Origin of the sequence: Cypionkella psychrotolerans (assembly GCF_001294535.1) — a bacterium.
Taxonomy (GTDB): domain Bacteria; phylum Pseudomonadota; class Alphaproteobacteria; order Rhodobacterales; family Rhodobacteraceae; genus Cypionkella; species Cypionkella psychrotolerans.
Genome location: NZ_LGIC01000088.1, coordinates 138,450 through 156,744, shown reverse-complemented (window position 1 = coordinate 156,744; position 18,295 = coordinate 138,450). Strand labels below are relative to the sequence as shown.

18 protein-coding genes and 2 pseudogenes are annotated in these 18,295 nt (G+C 60.1%); 15 read left to right on the top strand and 5 right to left on the bottom strand.

All coding sequences use genetic code 11. The annotated features are described in order from the left end of the window. Positions 1 to 97: 97 nt before the first annotated feature. Positions 98 to 535 carry a MarR family winged helix-turn-helix transcriptional regulator gene (locus AKV04_RS23300; RefSeq protein WP_054008799.1) on the top strand — a complete coding sequence of 146 codons (438 nt, stop codon included), beginning with the start codon at positions 98 to 100 and terminating at the stop codon, positions 533 to 535. Positions 536 to 565: 30 nt separating this feature from the next. Here AKV04_RS23300 and AKV04_RS23295 read toward each other — a convergent pair whose 3' ends face one another. From AKV04_RS23295 to AKV04_RS23280, 4 genes are all read right to left on the bottom strand, one after another. Further along, positions 566 to 1,150: an amino acid synthesis family protein gene (locus AKV04_RS23295; RefSeq protein WP_054008798.1), complete on the bottom strand. Its 585-nt coding sequence runs from the start codon at positions 1,148 to 1,150 to the stop codon at positions 566 to 568. Further along, complete coding sequence (locus AKV04_RS23290; protein ID WP_054008797.1) at positions 1,147 to 1,731, bottom strand: amino acid synthesis family protein; 585 nt, start codon at positions 1,729 to 1,731, stop codon at positions 1,147 to 1,149. Before AKV04_RS23290 ends, AKV04_RS23295 begins: the two co-directional genes overlap by 4 nt. A gap of 90 nt (positions 1,732 to 1,821) precedes the next feature. Beyond that, positions 1,822 to 3,318 carry a hypothetical protein gene (locus AKV04_RS23285; RefSeq protein WP_054008796.1) on the bottom strand — a complete coding sequence of 499 codons (1,497 nt, stop codon included), beginning with the start codon at positions 3,316 to 3,318 and terminating at the stop codon, positions 1,822 to 1,824. 29 nt (positions 3,319 to 3,347) lie between these two features. After that, entirely contained in the window at positions 3,348 to 4,145 is a 798-nt protein-coding gene (locus AKV04_RS23280; protein WP_202905675.1) for a ferredoxin--NADP reductase, read from the bottom strand. A gap of 206 nt (positions 4,146 to 4,351) precedes the next feature. Between AKV04_RS23280 and AKV04_RS25810 the strand changes: the two are divergent. The 8 genes and pseudogenes from AKV04_RS25810 to AKV04_RS23235 all read left to right on the top strand — a co-directional run bounded on the left by AKV04_RS25810 (position 4,352) and on the right by AKV04_RS23235 (position 10,107). Continuing rightward, positions 4,352 to 5,282 (top strand): annotated as a pseudogene (locus AKV04_RS25810) (IS5 family transposase). 338 nt (positions 5,283 to 5,620) lie between these two features. Continuing rightward, complete coding sequence (locus AKV04_RS23260; RefSeq protein ID WP_054008791.1) at positions 5,621 to 5,956, top strand: hypothetical protein; 336 nt, start codon at positions 5,621 to 5,623, stop codon at positions 5,954 to 5,956. A gap of 393 nt (positions 5,957 to 6,349) precedes the next feature. Then, positions 6,350 to 6,901, top strand: a complete 552-nt coding sequence (locus AKV04_RS23255; protein WP_156317787.1) for a hypothetical protein — start codon at positions 6,350 to 6,352, stop codon at positions 6,899 to 6,901. Beyond that, on the top strand, positions 6,895 to 7,338 hold the full coding sequence (locus AKV04_RS23250; RefSeq protein ID WP_156317785.1) for a hypothetical protein: 444 nt from the start codon (positions 6,895 to 6,897) through the stop codon (positions 7,336 to 7,338). The genes AKV04_RS23255 and AKV04_RS23250 overlap by 7 nt, the downstream gene beginning before the upstream one ends. Positions 7,339 to 7,407: 69 nt before the next feature. Then, positions 7,408 to 7,773 (top strand): annotated as a pseudogene (locus AKV04_RS27945) (AAA family ATPase); the annotation flags it as partial. Then, on the top strand, positions 7,667 to 8,692 hold the full coding sequence (locus tag AKV04_RS23245) for an AAA family ATPase (protein WP_082351817.1): 1,026 nt from the start codon (positions 7,667 to 7,669) through the stop codon (positions 8,690 to 8,692). The pseudogene AKV04_RS27945 and the gene AKV04_RS23245, both read left to right, overlap by 107 nt. 316 nt (positions 8,693 to 9,008) lie before the next feature. Beyond that, complete coding sequence (locus tag AKV04_RS23240) at positions 9,009 to 9,356, top strand: DUF6634 family protein (protein WP_328287166.1); 348 nt, start codon at positions 9,009 to 9,011, stop codon at positions 9,354 to 9,356. Between the two features lie 79 nt (positions 9,357 to 9,435). Next, complete coding sequence (locus tag AKV04_RS23235; protein ID WP_054008786.1) at positions 9,436 to 10,107, top strand: metallophosphoesterase family protein; 672 nt, start codon at positions 9,436 to 9,438, stop codon at positions 10,105 to 10,107. 384 nt (positions 10,108 to 10,491) lie between these two features. Here AKV04_RS23235 and AKV04_RS23230 read toward each other — a convergent pair whose 3' ends face one another. Continuing rightward, positions 10,492 to 12,048 (bottom strand): D-aminopeptidase, encoded by a 1,557-nt coding sequence (locus AKV04_RS23230; protein WP_054008785.1) that lies wholly within the window; start codon positions 12,046 to 12,048, stop codon positions 10,492 to 10,494. A gap of 365 nt (positions 12,049 to 12,413) precedes the next feature. Here AKV04_RS23230 and AKV04_RS23225 point away from each other — a divergent pair, with 365 nt between their 5' ends. The 6 genes from AKV04_RS23225 to AKV04_RS23200 all read left to right on the top strand — a co-directional run bounded on the left by AKV04_RS23225 (position 12,414) and on the right by AKV04_RS23200 (position 18,283). After that, on the top strand, positions 12,414 to 13,427 hold the full coding sequence (locus AKV04_RS23225) for an SIS domain-containing protein (protein WP_054008784.1): 1,014 nt from the start codon (positions 12,414 to 12,416) through the stop codon (positions 13,425 to 13,427). 21 nt (positions 13,428 to 13,448) lie between these two features. Next, positions 13,449 to 14,252 carry a PfkB family carbohydrate kinase gene (locus AKV04_RS23220; protein ID WP_054008783.1) on the top strand — a complete coding sequence of 268 codons (804 nt, stop codon included), beginning with the start codon at positions 13,449 to 13,451 and terminating at the stop codon, positions 14,250 to 14,252. 98 nt (positions 14,253 to 14,350) lie between these two features. After that, a complete protein-coding gene (locus AKV04_RS23215) occupies positions 14,351 to 15,166 on the top strand; it encodes a transporter substrate-binding domain-containing protein (protein ID WP_054008782.1) in 816 nt (271 codons plus the stop codon). Positions 15,167 to 15,243: 77 nt separating this feature from the next. Continuing rightward, a complete protein-coding gene (locus tag AKV04_RS23210; RefSeq protein WP_082351816.1) occupies positions 15,244 to 16,545 on the top strand; it encodes an NAD(P)/FAD-dependent oxidoreductase in 1,302 nt (433 codons plus the stop codon). A 5-nt stretch (positions 16,546 to 16,550) separates the two neighbouring features. Continuing rightward, positions 16,551 to 17,519, top strand: a complete 969-nt coding sequence (locus AKV04_RS23205) for an amino acid ABC transporter permease (RefSeq protein ID WP_082351815.1) — start codon at positions 16,551 to 16,553, stop codon at positions 17,517 to 17,519. Next, a complete protein-coding gene (locus AKV04_RS23200) occupies positions 17,516 to 18,283 on the top strand; it encodes an amino acid ABC transporter ATP-binding protein (RefSeq protein ID WP_054008781.1) in 768 nt (255 codons plus the stop codon). The genes AKV04_RS23205 and AKV04_RS23200 overlap by 4 nt, the downstream gene beginning before the upstream one ends. Positions 18,284 to 18,295 lie beyond the last annotated feature (12 nt).

Below are 18,295 nucleotides of genomic sequence, written 5' to 3'. Positions count from 1 at the left end.
GCACTTAGCCTTTAGCCACAGATACGCTGCGAGCTGCGCACAAAAGGCCACCCAATATGAACGTTCGACCGGATCAGAAATGTGACAGGTCAAGATAATGAATGACTTCTCCAGCGATTCGGCGTCCGATTACGTCCTTGAAGATCAGATCGGGTTCAAGCTGCGCCTCGCCCATCAGAAGCACGCCGAAACCTTTGCGCTGACTCTTCCCGACGTGACGCCGACGCAGTTTTCTTTGCTCTGGAAACTGCACGAATGCGGGTCGGTGTCGCAGAACGAACTTGGCAGGCAGGTGGCGAGCGATGCCGCAACCGTCAAGGGAGTTATTGACCGTCTGAAAAAGCGGAGCTTCGTCCAGACACATCCATCAAAGACAGATCTCAGGCGCCTAGATGTTTCGCTTACCGAGGAAGGATCCGCTTTTCTGGTTTCTGCCATAGTCAGCGCCCGCAATATCTCGAAGTTGACAACGCGGCGGCTGAGCAAACGCGAAGAGCAGCAATTACTGTCATTGTTGGACAAACTCATCGAATAAAGCCTCCCCGCACGGGCGGGGAGGCTTTATTCAGCGAAGGCCGTCTTTGCCTTCGACCTGATCATGCGTCAATCCACCAACCCGGGCGAGAGGGCGGCCGCTGTCGGTGACCGCGACGGCGACCATAATTTCGCCCGCGCGCGGCGCATCGTTCAAGCGCACTTCGATGCCGTCGAAATGGCTTCTGACATAGGCCGCATCCTTGTGTCCGAGCGGCACGTCAAGCACTTGGCCAACGCTGCCCATCTTCTTCGAAGACGGAACAAGGGCGGCACCTTTGCCGACGGCAACCCGCAATGGTGCGCCAAGTTTGGGGTGCAGGATTGCGGCAGCATGTTCCAACTCACCCGCTTCGCCAACCATTGCCGCCTTGCCATAGCTCTGCGCGTCATCCGGCGCGATGCCCAGCGCCGCCACGCAGCGCGCGCCCAGCAAGCCACCAAGCTCGGCCCCGATATCCATTAGGGCAGAGAGATCCTCGACAAACCGTCCGGCGAACGGATTGGCAATGACCGCAACCGCCACTGCCTTGCGGGTGGGATGGGCAAGTTGCTGCCCCATCTCACGCTGGGTTTCTTCGACCCATACGGCGATCTTCCTAATTTCGCACTTCATCGCAGACCATCCTCGCCGATGATCTCGGCGGTGGTAAAACCGCCAGACCGGCTGTGCACGCGCGGTCCTGTCGTCATAACGAGGGCGACAAGTATTTCATTCGCCCGCGGCCCGTCGGAAAGCCCGATCTCCATAGAGTCGAAATGGCTGCGCACATACGAGGCATGAATATGCGTGATCGGAATGTCGAGCCGCGCCCCGACGCCGCCCACTTTTTTGGTCGAGGCAACGATGGCCTTGGCACCGCCAAGGGCCTCACGCATCGCATAGCCGCCCGGCGCATGCCAAAGCGCGCCATGTTCAAGCTCGCCGCCCGCGCCGACGATGGCGCCTTTGCCATAGCCTTCGATCTTGCTGGCATCGCCGCCAAGTACGGCCAGAAGCCGGTTGGCGAGCTCTAGGCCCAGCGGCTTCAAGTCTTCCATGAAAGGCTGAATCTCTTCGACATAGCGACCGGCAAAGGGATTTTCGATGACCGCCATCGCCGCGCCGCGCAACAAGGGAACGCTGGCCAGCGGTCCGCCCTCATGTCTGATTTCCTCGACCACAGTTGCGATCTTCCGAATGCGTACTTCAGGCAAGTTCAGCCTCCTTCACAGATGATATCAAACAAAATTCGTTCTGCCCGACCGCCACGTTCCGTCGCCGCAAGAACAGCGCGGCGCCGGGTGTCATCCGGCCTCGTCTTTGTCGCCAAGCCGATGCCAGCGAAAATTCTGCGCATCATGGGGATGCTGTGCAGACGGATCGTGCCGCACCCGGCGCAAGCCATTTCGCGGCACGTCTTCGATCGGGATGATCTGCGAAACATGTCCGCCCATCTCGGCGTAATCTTGGCGTAACAGCGTAAACTCGATAGGGGCAACCAACGCTGGCGTCGGCACATATCCGAACGAGTTTTCCGGCATGTCCAGCACATCAACCATGACGGTGATCCCGCCGCCCGGCCAAATGTAGGTTTCGGCGCCGCCGCAAGTGACATGCGTCAAGGCCTCCTTGATCGATCGCGTCAGCCGCACCGGATTCTCGGTTACGCCCGCCCGCAGCGAGCCACCAGCGCCGCCCATGAACAGCACCGAGCAGACCGAGGGTTCGCAATTTTCCGCAATCCGCTCTGCCGTCGCCTGAATAGCCGCGGGGGCCTCTGCCGGACGCGGCACCAGCGTGTCGTCAAGTTCGTAATAGGCCCACTGCTCTCCGGTGGTCGAGACCATCAAAAGCCGCAGGCCCGGCCATGCAACCTTTAGATCGAAGGGATTGAGGATTTCTAGCGCGTCCTTGATGCTGGTGCCGCCCCAGCCATCGCCCGAGTCCGCCACCTGAAAGTAGCGTCCGGGAGTAGAGCGCCGGCCCTTCAGCCGAATGCCCGTTGGACGGACATCCAGCAATTTCCCGGCCTGATGCTCTGAAAGCACCCCGGTGATATGGTCGTCGACCACAACGACCTCGTCGACAAGATCCGCCCATTGTTTGGCAAAGATCCCAATCGTTGCAGAGCCGCAACCGACACGCATCAGCCGCTCGGGCACGCCGTTGATGATTGGCGGCTTGCCCGCCTGCACCACGATGGTGACGCCATCGTCGATGGACAACTCAACGGCCGCACGATTGCACAACCGCAAAAGAGCGTCACAGGTGACACGGCCTTCTTTCTTCGATCCGCCGGTCAGGTGGTCCACGCCGCCCAGCGACAACATCCGCGAGCCATATTCCCCGGTCATAACATGCCCGATCGGTTCGCCGTCGACGCGGATAACGGCGCACTCGTCGCCGATATGGCGGTCGGTGTCGATTTTCACCTTCACGCCGCAATAGCTGAAAATCCCTTCCGTCACGACGGTGATCATGTCCGCACCCTGCACGGACTGACTGACGATGAAGGGGGCGGGTTTATAATCGGGATAGGTCGTGCCCGCACCAACTGCGGTCAGGAACGTCCGGTCGCCGCGGATGATGTCGCCGTTCCAGTCCGCCGGATCAGCGTCGGATCCAAGGAAAGCCACTGAGGGCGCACCCGACTGAAGAATGGTGATCGGATCAAGCCGGACCAGCGTGCCAGCATGATTGGCATATCGGTCGCAGGCACCAGCATTGCCATCGGCGATGTAACACATGACCGGACATGCGTCACAGCGGATCTTGCTGGAGGGGTCGGCGGCTTCGGCCATGGGATTATACTCGCGCGGGTGGGGTGGATTCAGTCGACGAAGGCACGTTCGACAACGAAAGTCGCGGGAGCATTGTTGCTGCCCTCGACAAGATCGAAAGCCTCTAGTGCCGCTTTGGTATCACGCAGCATAGCCATCGATCCGCAAATCATTCCCCGGTCCGTTTCGGGATGGATCGGCGACACGCCGAGATCGGCAAAGAGCTTGCCCGATGCCATCAGATCGGTCTGACGCCCTCTGCAAGGATAGTCTTCGCGCGTAACCGTGGTGTAGTGAAGCAATCGACCGCGCGCCATTTCACCCACGATCTCATCCGAGGGCAGAGCGGCTACGATCTGCTTGCCGTAGGCAAGTTCTTCTACATCGCGGCAGGTATGGCACAGGATGACCTGCTCGAATTTCTCATAGGTTTCTGGATCGCGGATAAGGCTGGCGAATGGTGCGATGCCGGTGCCAGTCGCGAACATGTAAAGGCGTCGCCCCGCAAGCAGCGCGTCATTGACCAGCGTGCCGGTAGCCTTCTTGCGCAGGAGAACCGTGTCACCGGATTGGATTTTCTGAAGATGCTCGGTCAGAGGCCCATCGGGGACCTTGATCGAATAGAACTCGATTTCGTCGTCCCAAGAGGGGCTGGCGATAGAATAGGCGCGATAAACCGGACGATCACTGTTTGGAAGCCCGATCATCACGAATTCACCGGAGCGAAACCGGAACGAGGCCGGACGGGTGATGCGAAAGCGGAACAAGCGATCATTATAGTGCTCCACCAAGGTCACGCGCTCGGCAAAGACTCCGTCAGGAATCGGGAATGACGTACCCGGCAGCATAGAAACGTTCATGTGCACCTCGCTAGCTTGCTGACTATTTGTTCGCATACTAACAACTTTGCGTCAAGAATAATTTCTGCACTTGGAGGAAAGCGCGGTCGTGAGGAGCGATAAATCTTGTGCCTGTAAAACAGCGTGCAACAGTGGCTCTGTTGCACAAATCGCGACGGATTCCCTGCACGACTTCCAGGTGTTAGTCGTCATGGATGAGCAAACCCACACCTCCGGCATACCGCACGACGAACTGGCGCAGCTACAACGCAGCTCTCAAGCGGCGCGGGTCGCTGCTGGTCTGGTTCGATCCTGAGACGGATTGGCTGGCTGTCCCGAGCGGCAAGCGCGGTTGCTCGGCCACCTTTACCGATGCCGCGATCCAAGCCTGTCTCACGTTAAAGGCGCTGTTTGGCCTACCGCTGCGGCAAGCACAGGGCTGATTGCAAGCCTGCTGGAACTGGCCGGCCTGGATTGGCCAGTGCCGGATTTCGGCACGCTGTCCCGTCGCCGGTAGGGTCTGGATGTCGCCATTCCCTACCGGCCAAGCACAGGTGCGCTGCACCTCTTGATTGACAGCACCGGGATCAAGGCCGAAGGCGAAGCCGCGTGGTTCGCCAAGAAACATGGGCTCTCCAAGCCACGCCAATGGCGCAAGGTTCACCTAGGGATTGACGCAGATACGCTGGAGATCCGCGCCATCGAGGTGACCGGTAGCTGGGTTGGGGATGCGCCAATGCTGCCCGAATTGCTGAACCAGATCCCCACTGATCAGCCCATCGGCAAGGTGAGCGCCGATGGTGCTTATGACACCCGGGCGTGCCACGCCGCCATCGCGGCGCGCAGCGCCTGTGCCGACATTCCCGCGCGCAAGAATGCACGGCCATGGCTGGAGAACACACCGGGCGCGCAGGCCAGGAATGAAACTGTCCGTGCCACCCGCCGCCTTGGCCGCACGATCTGCAGGCGGTGGAGCGGCTGCCACCGACGAAGCCTGATCGAAACAAAGTGCGGTGCTTCAAGCTGCTCGGAGAACGCGTGATGGCGCGCGACTTCGACAGGCAGGTGGCCGAGATACAGATCAGGGCCGCAATCCTGAACCGCTTCACGGCGATTGGAACGCCCCAAACTCAACGCGTGGGATGAGGCTATCCAAGGAAAGGCGCAACTCGTCCCGGGGCTGATTTATGCAACAGAGCCCAAGGCACTTGCACATGTCGATCCTCTATTTTCCAAATAGCATCCGGACAGCGACATGTGGAAACACTTTCAAAATTGCCATGCCCTTTTCTTCGGATCCTGTCTTCGCCTGCTTTTTAGAATGTCGAAGCGATAGGACCAAGTGGTCATTTTTCTATTATCGAGCCATTGCTTAAACCATTTTGGGTTTTAACTGAAGTCGGCGACTCTCTGTTAATCAAGGCTCCTCGCACACCGGGTGTAAACCCCAGTTGGCGCAGTTGGGCACAGGAAATGGATGACCGATGGCAAGACCACGCAAAGCAGATTCAGAAAAAGCCAAAGGGCGAGAAATCTATGTTGACGACAGAACCTGGGCCGCAATCAAGGTTAAGGCAGAGCAGGCCTACCTGTCCGTTTCCCGTTATTTGACCCGGCATAGGATGGCAGGCAACCCGCCGATACAACCGGATCTTATCGTCCGGCTGATCGAAAAACTGCAAACCATCCATCTGGCTCTCGACCGCATCGCGAGGGGTTTTGCCTGTGCAAATGACATTCGCATGATCGGTGCCCATCTGCGACTGATCGTGATCGAGCGGCAGATCACCCGGCTCTTGGATCAGGTGCATCCGCAATGATCGTTGGGTGGTCACCCCATACGGGCGCAAGCAAGAACACTTCGCCGCAAGCGGTCATCGAATACCTGATGAACCACGATATCGGCAAGATGATCGTCGCTTGGCATGTTGGGGTTGCGCACAATCCTGCACCTGAGCTGCTGCTTGGTGTTTCACACCTCACGTTCGCGCAGTTGAACGTCCTGCGGACCAAACACCGGTATAGCGTTGCGACCTTATCCTTTGCGAAACACAGATATCTCTGTCGAAGCCTTCAATGTCGGGGGTCCTGTTTTACGGCGGCAGATCAGCCAAACGATAGGACTGTTTTTCGAATGCGCCTATGCCGGCGTGCCAAAACTGGCCCGGCTGCAACCACTGGTGGGAACCCATACGCACACAGGACGGCTCGAAGTGAACATCCTGATGCCGCGTGCCGTTCTGACAAACGACGGCAAGATAAGGGCCTATAATCCGCACCCGCTGGGCAAAATAAGCCGGGAGCTGTGGGACAATTTCCGCAATTGCGCGAACCATCGGTTTGGCTGGGCCGACCCGCTCGACTATAGCCATAGTCGCCTGACGGCACAGCCCAACTGGCTGTTGAAACAGCGCCGTGAAGGTGCGCGTCATGGCCAGAAGCTGCCCACGGAACTTCGCCAGAACATCGCAGCGTTTGCAGAATGTCTTGTGGATTGGGAAAATATATCCGACCGGGACACCTTGATCATTCGGATGCAACCCGAACTCGCCGATCAGGACATCATCAAACGGAGTAGAAGAGCCGACAGCGTTACCTTTACGGACATCGGCACGGGGCAGATCTACCGCATGCGGGGCCTTCTGTTCTCAGATACTTTCTGCCCCGACAAGCCGTCGCAGACGCTGGGGGTGACCCCACTGCGACGCTTGCTCATGGCGAGGCCGCCACACTGCATATCTCGCCGCGCAAGCTGTTGTTGCTGATCCGGCTCGCGGCCAGTTTTGGGGACACAGCAGCAATCGCTCAACTGCTCGCCCCCGGTGCTATCACCGCGCTGGACGACATCCCCTCCGACGATCTGGATCTCATCGCTCAGTTACTGACCCATCTGCTGCCGGCGGGCTGGTCGCTGTGCTTGGGCCGACACAACCTCGGCGCGCCACTCTCCCTCGCCTTGATCAGACCGCTGGTCACCGACGGTAAGCTCTCGGATCATGGCACCCGCGAGTTTGCCAAAGATGTGCTGGCCGCAATCGACTCTGATGCCCCCATCCTGATCTTGCTGCCTGACTTGGTCGCGCCGTCCAAGATGCTTCCACTCGACCAGATTTGTCGCATCGGCCTCGTACCGATCACTCATGACATCCTGATCGCGGCCCTGCGCGCGCGTCATTCGGCCACCGACCCGATCAACGAGTAGGCGGTCCTTGACGGCGTGCCGCACAACAACAAGTTGAGCCAAATCGATCCGATCGCACTTGCCCTCGCTATGCGGGCCCCGACCGCGCGCGCTGTTGCCGAACGGCTGTCGGCCCTGTGTTCGCCTGATAGCCCGCCTGCGGCCGATAGCCCGCGCCTCGAGGATTTAACTGGTGATGGCTTGGCATTGCAAGCGGCACGCCAGACCGTGCGCGACATCCAGATGTGGAAGGCTGGGCAGATCGGCTGGCATGAGTTGAGCCGTTCCATGCTGCTTTTTGGTCCACCAGGCACAGGCAAAACATGGCTCGCGCGAGCTGTGAGCAACAGTGCCGGACTTCACTTCATTGAGGCGACCTTCGCCGATTGGCAGGCTGCCGGTTCCGGACACCTTGGCGATATGCTGCGGGCAATGCAGGCCTCATTCAAGGAAGCCCGCGCACACGGCCCCATCTTCGCTGTTTATCGACGAGATCGATGCCGTGGGCTCCCGCGAAGACCAAGGATCCGCGCGCAACCGCAACTATCAACAGCAAGTGATCAACGCGTTTCTGGGAGAGATGAACACGCTTGCCCGCGAAGAAGGCGTGATCATCATTGGCGCTTGCAACCATCCGGCGACCATCGACGCGGCCATTCTGCTGGCGGGCCGATTTGATATCAAAATTGAAATGCCGCTTCCCGATGCAGACTCTTTGCTCGCTGTGTTCCAGCGGCACTTTCCGGCATGGCCGGATGCTGATCTGCGCGATCTCGGTCAGCGCGCGGTGGGCTCCAGCGCCGCCGATGTCGACGCCGCAATCCGCCAGCTGCGGGCTGGCGTGCGCGCGCACGATCGGGCCGTCACGATCAAGGATCTGCAGGTCATCTTTAGCGTCCAGAGTGATCCCAGCATCGACTGGAGTGTGGCGGTTCACGAATGTGGCCATGCCATTGTCTGTGCGGCACTTGAGACGGGAGTTGTGCGCAGAATTTTCCTTGAGCGGACGGGCGGCGGGTTCGTCCAGTGGGATCCGGATGCCAAGTCGGGCCTGATGATCGATATCGAGGCCATCCTTGCCCAGCACATGGCAGGTCGGGCCGCCGAATACCTCGTGCTCGGCAATATCTCGAGCGGTGCGGGTGGCAGTGCGGCGTCCGATCTCGCCAAAGCGACCGCGATGGCGCTGGCAATCCACACGCAATATGGCCTCGGTGCCTGTGGTCCGGTCTGGATCGGGGACGCCGACAAAGCGCTGCTGCTCGATCCCACTTGGCGGTCGGGGTGCGCGAATATCTCGAGGCAGCAGAAGCTCGTGCCTTGCATGTCCTTAGCGTCAACCGCGACTTGCTGGAGGCGGTGGCACGACAGCTGATAATCGCGCGCGAGATTCAGGAACCAGAGGCCAAGCTCTGGCCGGATCAGCTGCGCCGCCCGGCTTTGCCTCAGGCTTCCGAGGCGGCAGTTGATGTGTGACAGCCGCCAATGTCGGTTGCAGATCCCTGGCGCCAACCCGTGCTGCGTCTCTCAAACAAAAACCGGCCGCGCGCGCGGCGCGCGCCCAAACTCTAGCCTTTCGCATTCAGGAGAACATTCATGGTACCAGAATTGAAGCATGATCTTAGACGCGTCTTGATCGCCATCCGCGCCGCCGAAGCTGGCCCCACGCCAGCAGGGATGGCTGAGGCCCCCTGCTTAGGGACTGGCGCATATTGCTCAGCCGCCACCGCAGCCCGGTGATTTGGGGACTGGTCAGCGGCCATCTGCGCTTTGGTGACACGATGATGGCCACGTCACGCCTGATCGCCATTGACTATAAGGCGGGATGGGCACGCAGCATCAGTCGCTGGTTTCGCCTTGCAGACGCCATTCCGGGCGGCGGGATGAGCGGCCAACCGTCTGCCACGCTGTCGGAAGCCAAGCGCCGCGCCTGCGCTTCCCAGTTTGACATCTTCGTGCCGCTTGATGACACGACGCTGTTGGACTGCATTCTGGCTGATTTCATATCGCAGGCCCGCGCAGGGGATCGGGGGCTGTGATGGCAATGTTTGATCGCGCAAAGCTCCGCGCAGTGGCCTTGGTGCCCTTTGGCAGGATTCACTCGATCGGAGTGCCGCTATGACTATCCTGATCACCGCCGATCTGCATCTCAATGCTTGGATGCGCGAGAGCCGCGATCCATTCGCATCCACCGCGCCGATCATCAGTCATCTTGACGGCCTGATCATCGCTGGCGATCTCGCCAACAATCCGATGTATCAGTGGCCGCGCGCGCTATCGCGCATCGGCCGCTTGATCGATCCTGCGCGGGTTTGGATCATTCCGGGCAATCATGACTACTGGAACGGACACTTGGACGGCGATGCCGCCATGCGCCGCAGTCGCATGACAATGCCAGACCATAGGCGCATCCGCTGCGACGAAGATATGGCGAGCGGCCAGATCGGTCCTGAGAACACCATCAATGTCCATCAAGACCATCTGGACTGGCTCAGCCAAGCCATGGCCAAACCTTGGGACGGACAGCGCCTCGTGATCGCCCATCACGCCCCATGCGCCGCTGCCGCAGCGCCGCTCAACGGCCTCTCAGCCGCATTTGCCTCCAATCTGGAGGTTTGGATCGGCACGCGTCGCCCCGACGGCTGGTTCTTCGGCCACACTCATCGCCAGTTCAGCGGCAAAATTCACGGCGTGCCGATCAACAATATCTCCTTCGGCTACCCCGATGAGATCGCCGATGGCACGGAAGCCGCGCACGTTCTGCGCGGGCTGGTCGCGATCACAGCATAAATGCAGGGCCAAAGGTTTGGCCTGTGAAGAAAAGCGCAAGCTACGGGGCGGATCGCAAGCCAGCCCCGGGGGCCAAGGATTCAACGAGAACACAAGCAGAGGGGAAATGGCACAATAATAAAGCGCAAAGAGCGAGCTACAACGACAGTGACGGAAGCAGTGTTTTCGACCGATCATCTCAGCAGGGGGCGAATGTTGCCCTATAGCATTTCGCAAAGGACCGCAGGAATAGGCCAGAATCGCTCAAGAGGACGCGTTTTGACACGTCATAGACATCGCAATATCGGCATCAGCACCGCCTTCTTGCGATATGCAATGTTGCAAACTCGAACGTACAGCCATCCCTGCGCCAGAGGCTTGCGACATCGGGATAATCAAATTTGCTCAGACACGTAGATAGGCCACTTCACGGGCTAGCCAGCAGCCTAAAGTGAGCCCGCCAACCCCACCTTTGGCATCTCGCTGTATCACCATCGTCCAGTCACCCGGTGCGGGCGCGTCCATGGAACGGCGGGTGGCAACTGTCCACACATCAAGGCCTGCGGGTGCCATCCGCTCCATCCGTCCGCTGCCCAGCAGGCCAGTGAACCGCGCATAAGCAGCACCATCCCGTGCCTCAATTTCCATCGAGGCGTCCAACTCGGGCGAATGGTAGTGCCCGGCAATCTCGGCTGCGTTGGCGCTGTCGAGAACCGCCAAAGGCGTTAACATGGCTTCGGTGTTGTCCTTCGGGCGCGTCAGAGTCACGCCCGTCGCCCCGCGCGCAAGCACCGCCCCCGGCGAAGACAGCGCGCCGTCCGCGGCCAGCGTGAGTCGCTCGACCCCGCTGGCATGGCGTAATTTGGCAAAGTTGCGTCCACATTCCAAGCGCGTGAGAAGCCCATTGGGACCGATCCACTGGCCATCCCAGCCATCGGGCAACGGCGGCTCTGCCGGAGGATTTTGGGCCATCGCCGCCTGAACCAAAGCTTCTGCCGCGCCATGGGCATCGGCCTCGTGGTTGAATATCACCACCACTGACAACCGCGCCGTGCGGGCATTTAATCGATGCACCCGGAACCCGCGCAAGGCCCCGCCATGACCGCTGAACTCAAGCCCGGCGATCATTTCACGCGAAAGCCCGTAGCCATAAGCGGCGGGCGTACCATCCGCGAAACATGGGGGGGCCGAAACTCGGCGATAAAGACTGTTTTCATCGTCGCGTGTGGCATCAATCCAAGCCTCATAGGCAAGCATGTCCGAGAGCGAGGCGGAAATCCCCGCATCACCCACCCAATAGATTGCATTCTCGGCGGGGAAAAACCCGGTCGCGTCGCTGCCCTCATAGCCGACCACCCCGTCTTCTGGGCGGCTGGTGTCGGCGGTCAGCACGGCGGTTTTCATCTGTGCCGGACCCCAGATGTGCTGCTTGTAAAGCACATCCAGCGCCAAGCCGGTTTCGGCCTCAAGCATCTCGGACAAGATGCGGAAGTTGCAATTGCAGTAGGAGTATTGCGTGCCGGGCGGGAAATGCCCGGTCTTCATCCGCGCGATCAGCGGCAGCGCATCCTCGCGCCGGAACGGCTGTTCGGCAAAAGCGCCCTGCAAGACCGTCAAGGCCCAATAATCGCGCAGGCCAGACTGGTTGTCGCACATCTGTTTGACAGTTGGCAGTGGTCCGGTGAACTGCGGCAAGAACGCAGACACTTTGCCATCCAGCCTAGCAGGCTCGCCCAGAGTGGCCAAAAGCACCTGACAGGTGAATTGCTTGGAGATCGAGCAGATCGGCAGCCGCGTGCCGATGGTCATCGGCTGCGCGGTATCAACATTCACATACCCCCACGCGCGGGCAGCAATCACCTTGCCATCCAGCATCACCCCCGCCACACCACCCGGGCCGGAATAGAGCTTTGGCAGCTTATCAAGCGTCGCAGTCACGGCATCAAGGTCGATCTTCGTCATGGCACGTCACCTGTTCCAGTTCGGCAGTGGGTTGGGGTTGAGATGAAACCCATTGGGGCTATTGCTGTTTGGCTACTTAATCATAATTCCAGGCCCCATGTTGGTCCGCAGCAGCAACTTCTAACCGTTCGCATTGGGTCGGTTGCGGACGATGCTGACCTTGAACAGATATAAAGCACCAAACAGCACTTGCTCTACGGTGCGTACAAGCTGGCGCGCTCGCCGCCTTCAAGCCTCATCCGTTGGTAAATCTGGGCGGCCTTTCCCGTTGACAGACTAATTTGTTGGTGTTTCATGTTGTCAGACAACATTGTTGTAAGACAACATGAAACAGCCCCGTTGGGGCAGCATCAGCAGGACCAGCCATGCTCAATTTCGACGAAACCCGCTTTCTGAACATCCAGCAGGGCGCCGTGGCCCTTGCCCCTCGCATCGACGCCGCGATCTCTGCGGCGATTGCCGCGGGGGCGGAGAATCTGTTCTTTCTCGGCACCGGCGGTGTTGCTTACCTGATGGAACCCGCCATCCAGCTTTTGCAGCGCAACTCGGGCTTTCCGGTGTTCCGCGACTACCCCGCAGAACTGCTGGTGTCCGGCAATCGCAATCTGACGGCGCGTTCGATCGTTATCATGCCGTCGCTGTCCGGCACCACCAAGGAAAGCGTGGCGATGCTGAACCAGCTGAAACAGATTGGCGCGCAGGTGATCACCCTGATCGGTCATGCCGACACCCCGCTGGGTCTGGGCGGCAATCCGGCCTTGGTGAACTTTGCGGCGGATGATACCTCCAGCGAATCGTTCTACATTCAGGCGCTGCTGGTGGCGCTTTCAGTCATGAAAGCCCGGGCTGAGATCGACGATTACGACGCGGTGCTGGCCGAGATGCAGGGCCTGCCGCAAGCACTTTTGGCCACCAAACGCGGCTTTGAGCCGAAGGCCGATGACTTCGCCCGCATCATCGCCAGGGCCGATTACCATATGTTCACCGCCGCCGGAAACATGTGGCCAGCCACCAACTACTACGCGACCTGCATTCTGGAAGAGATGCAATGGATCCGCACCCGCCCGGTCCATGCCGCCGATTTCTTCCACGGCCCGCTGGAGCTGATCGACAAAAGCGTCAGCCTGATCCTGCTGCGCGGCGAGGATGAAGCGGGCGCGTTGGCTGATCGGGTGGCCAGCTTTGCGCCGCAATATACCGACCATTTCACCGTGCTCGACACCGCAGACTTCGTGCCCGAAGCGACCTCTCCCCGCTTGCGGGCGCTGCTTTCTCCGGCTTTCATGGCAACGATCCTGGAGCGGCTCTCGGCCCATCTGGAGGTGATGCGCAATCACCCGCTGGTGACCCGGCGCTACTACAAGCGCGTCGCCTATTAAGGCCAGTGAGGGGAGCCTGCCATGACCCAAATATCTCCCCGCTTTGCCAGTTTGGGCGACAATTGCATTGACCGCTATCTGCCGCTGGCGCAGGCGACGGTGGGCGGCAATGCGATCAATGTCGCGGTGCAACTGGCGCTGGCGGGTGAGCATTGCAGTTATTTCGGCGCGGTGGGCCGGGATCAGGCCGGACGTTGGACCCGCGAAGCGCTGATCGACAACAGCGTCAACGTGCGTCATCTGCAAGAGTTGGACGCGCCCACTGCCTATACTAACATTGATGTCGATACGACGGGGGAGCGGATCATCGGCTTTGAAGAATTCGGCACCTCGGCGCTTTACTACCCAACGCCGCAGGATATTTCGGCGCTGGCGGAGATGGATCACATCCATATCGGCTGGTTCAAAGGCGCGGCCGCGCTGCGTCAGGTGCTGGCGGCAAGTGGCGTGAGTTTCTCGCAGGACGTTGCCGTCAATCCCGATGCCTCCGGGCTGGAGATCGGCTTTGAATCCGTCGGCCCATCCGAGGTTTTGGCGCGGGCGGCATTGCAGCGATTGCTTGGCTTGGGCTGTCGGGTGGCGGTGGTGACCTGTGGCGCGATGGGCAGCATGGCCAGCGACGGCGGCGATGTGGTGGCAACCGGTATTCGCGCTTTGCCGTCTGTCGTGGATACCACTGGGGCAGGTGATACTTTTATCGCGAGCTTTCTTTCGGCGTGGAAACGCGCGCAACCTCTCGCCGCTTGCCTCGCCTCTGGACGCGATTCCGCGGCGCGGACTTGCGGCCATGTCGGTGGCTTTCCCCAGACCCTGCGGGCGCTATGACCCGCCGCCAGATCAATGTTGACAGACGTATGACAACATGTGTCCACTGAAGCCGAGGCTGCGGGAGTCCGCAGAAATTTCACGAGGAGGAGACTGAGATGAAACTGGCTTTGATCGGCGCGCTTGCCGCCGTGTTGATGGCCCCTGCCGTCTTTGCAGGGGAAACGCTGGACCGGGTCGATTCGACCAAAGTGCTGAAGGTGGCCACCAATGCTGGCTGGCCTCCGCAAAGCTATCTTGATGACAGCAACCAGCTTGTCGGCTTTGACATTGATGTCGCCAACGAGATTGCCAAGCGGCTTGGCGTGACGGCGGAATTCGACACTCCGGAATGGGGCGTGATGACCGGCGGGCGTTGGGGCGGACGTTGGGATGTGGCCGTGGGCTCGATCACGCCGACCAAGCCACGCTCAGAGGTTCTGGATTTCGCCGCGATCTATTATTACACGCCCTATGTTTTCGCGGTGAATGCCGACAGCAAAGTTACCGATCCGAAACAGCTGAATGGCAAGAAGATCGGCGTCGAAACCGCGACCACTTCGGAAGAATACGTCAACCGCAGTCTGGTGATCGACGCGCCGGGCGTGGCACCTGTCGAATACTGGCTGGAACCCGGCGAGGTGAAAACCTACGCCGATTCGATGCTGCCGTTTGACGATCTGCGTCTGGGCGATGGCGTGCGGGTTGATGCGGTAATTGCAGGCGAGCAGACCGTTCTGGGTGCGATCAAGAACGGCTATCCGATCAAGATTCTGCCGGGCGATTACGCCTTCCGCGAGCCGCTGGCGATTGTCGCCGACAAGGGCGATGCGGACTGGACCGCCAAAATTGGCGCGACGATTGATGCGATGAAAGCCGATGGCACTTTGGGTCAGTTGACCACCAAATGGTATGGCAAAGACTACAGCAAATAATCCACGAACGGCGCGCAGCAGACCCCGCGCGCCGTTCTTCATCCCCGCCCAGACCCGTGTATTCCCAAGAGACCGCAATGATCACAACGCCTTCGACCGATTACGCTGATGTCTGGTATCGCCGCCAAGCCCCTTCCGACATTCCGCTCCAACCTGCCCTGAACCAGCGGATTGAAACCGATGTCTGCATCATCGGTGGCGGGCTTGCCGGACTGACCACGGCGTATCATCTGGCCAAGGCCGGGCGTCAGGTGGCTGTGGTCGAGGCCCGCCGCATTGGCTGGGGCGCATCGGGGCGTAACGGCGGATTTTGCAGCCCCGGTTTCTCGCTCGGCTATGAAGGCATCGCCGCCCGCGTCGGCGCGGCTGCCGCGAAAGATCTGTTTCGCATGTCGGTAGAAGGCGTGCAGATCGTGGCTGACAATATCCGCGCGCTTGGCATCACCGCCGCCAACCCCTGCCCCGGCATCCTTGGTGCTGTGCGCTATAATGCAGGCCGGGGTCTTGCAGATCACCGCGACTGGCTGGCGCGGGAATTTGACTATCAGGTGGCACATCTGGATCGCGCAGCACTTGCCGAACATCTAAGCTCGCCGCGCTACCATCAGGCGCTGCATGATCAGAACGCCTTCCATTTTGATCCGCTGGCCTATTGCCTTGGCGTCGCCCGCGCGGCAGAGGCGGCAGGTGCGGTGATCTATGAAACCACCAGCGCTGACAAGATCGAGGCGGCCAAAGGCGGCTGGACCGTCACCACCCCGCAGGGCCGGATTTCGGCGCGCGAGGTGGTTGTCACCACTGGCGGCTATACCGACCGGCTGGTGCCTGACCTGCACCGCGCCTTCCTGCCGATTGCCACCTATGTGATGATCAGCCGCGCAGCCCCCGAACTGATCGCCAGCGCCATCCACACCCGCTCGGCCATCGGCGATGACCGCCGGGCTGGCGATTATTATCGGCTGGTCGATGATGGCAAGCGCGTGTTGTGGGGCGGCAAGATCACCACCCGCACCACCGAGCCGCGCGATCTGGGCAAGCTTCTGCACCAAACCATGACCGATACCTATCCGCAGCTTGCCGGGCTGGAAATCGACACGGTTTGGACCGGGCTGATGTCCTACGCCCGCCACCGGATGCCACAGATCGGCAAGCTACCCTCTGGTCTATGGCACTGCACGGCGTTTGGCGGCCATGGCATGAACGCCACCGCAATCGGTGGCCGTGTGGTTGCCGAGGGCATCCTTGGCCAATCCGAGCGCTACCGCAGCTTTGCCCCGTTCGGGCTGGAGTGGACCGGCGGCATCGTCGGCATGGCGGCGGTGCAACTGACGTATTGGCGGTATCAGGCAATGGATGCCTGGCGCGAACGCAAAGGCTAAGCGAGATGCATTTCAGAGACAATATCGACTATCCCCCGATGTTGACCCGGCCAACGGTGTTCGTGCCGCTGCTGACCGCGATCTTTGGCGGCTTATGGTGGTTTCAGGCGGGCAACAGCGCCATCGGGCGGCTGGTTCTGGGTATGGCACCCTGGGCCGAGGGCAACCCGCTGAACCTGTTGACCGCCGCCTTTGTGACAGTGCTGGTTGGCTTTAACATCTTCGTGGTGATGCGGCTGCCGCTGCGCCAGCAGGTCTGGCTGGTCTGGGGAGAATTGGCAGCCCTGATCTTGCTGTTCTTCTATTCCTTTGATCTCAGCTTTGCCTTCATTCAGCGCAAGATCGGCTTTCTGATCACCCAAGGTCTGGTGACCACACTGTATATCTCGGCAGTGTCGATCGCCATCGCCACGGTATTGGCGCTGATGGGGGCGGTGGCGAAACTGTCCTCCAACGGCATCGCGCAGGGCATCGCGCACTTTTACACCTCGCTGTTTCGCGGCCTGCCGCTGCTGATGCAGATTTACATGATCTATCTGGGCCTGCCGCAACTGGGCTACGTCGTCGATGCGGTGCCGACCGGGATCGCGGCGCTGTCGCTGTGCTATGGTGCCTATATGACCGAGATTTTCCGCGCCGGGATCGAAAGCATTCCCAAGGGCCAGTGGGAGGCCGCCCGCGCCCTCGGCATGCGGCCCACCTCGGTGATGACCCGGATCATCCTGCCGCAATCCATGCGGGTGATCATTCCGCCGACCGGCAACCAGTTTATCTCGATGCTGAAAGACAGCTCGCTCGTCTCTGTCGTCGGAGTGTGGGAGCTGATGTATCTGGCGCGCACCCAAGGCCAGACCGAATTCCGCCATATCGAAATGATGGTGACGGCTTCGCTGATCTACTGGCTGATGTCGATCGTGCTGGAATTGGCGCAAAAACGCATTGAGACCCATTTCAACAAGGCGGCAACGCGATGACCTTTGCAAAAGCCCCGGCAGCCGAAACCGCCGCCCCGACCATTGAAATCACCGGCTTGAACAAATGGTATGGCAGCCTGCAAGTGCTGCATGACATCAACTTGACGATTGCGCAGGGCGAAAGACTGGTGATCTGCGGCCCTTCTGGCTCTGGCAAATCCACGCTGATCCGCACGATCAACGCATTGGAAGGCTTCCAGAACGGTCAGATCAAGGTGGCGGGCATCACGCTGAACCGGGATCAGCAGGTGGTCGAGGATATTCGCCGCAAGGTCGGTATGGTGTTCCAGCAGTTCAACCTGTTTCCGCATCTGACGGTGCTGGAAAACTGCGCCCTTCCTTTGCGCTTGGTGCGCGGCTTGTCTGCGGCAGAGGCGCGGGACCGCGCGATGCATTACCTCTCGAAAGTGCGCATCCCCGAACAGGCTTTGAAATACCCCGCCCAGCTTTCGGGGGGCCAGCAACAGCGCGTCGCCATCGCCCGCGCCGTGGCGATGCAGCCCGAGGTGATGCTGTTTGACGAGCCGACCTCGGCGCTGGACCCGGAAATGGTCAAGGAAGTCCTCGACGTGATGGTGACGCTTGCCGAAGAAGGCATGACGATGGCGGTGGTGACGCATGAGATGGGCTTTGCCCGCCAAGTCGCGGATCGGGTGATTTTCATGGATGCAGGCCGGATCGTGGAACAAGGTCCGCCCTCCACCTTCTTCACCGCGCCGAAAAGCGAGCGGACAAAGGCGTTCCTGCAGCAAGTGCTGCACTGAACCGGGTCGCGC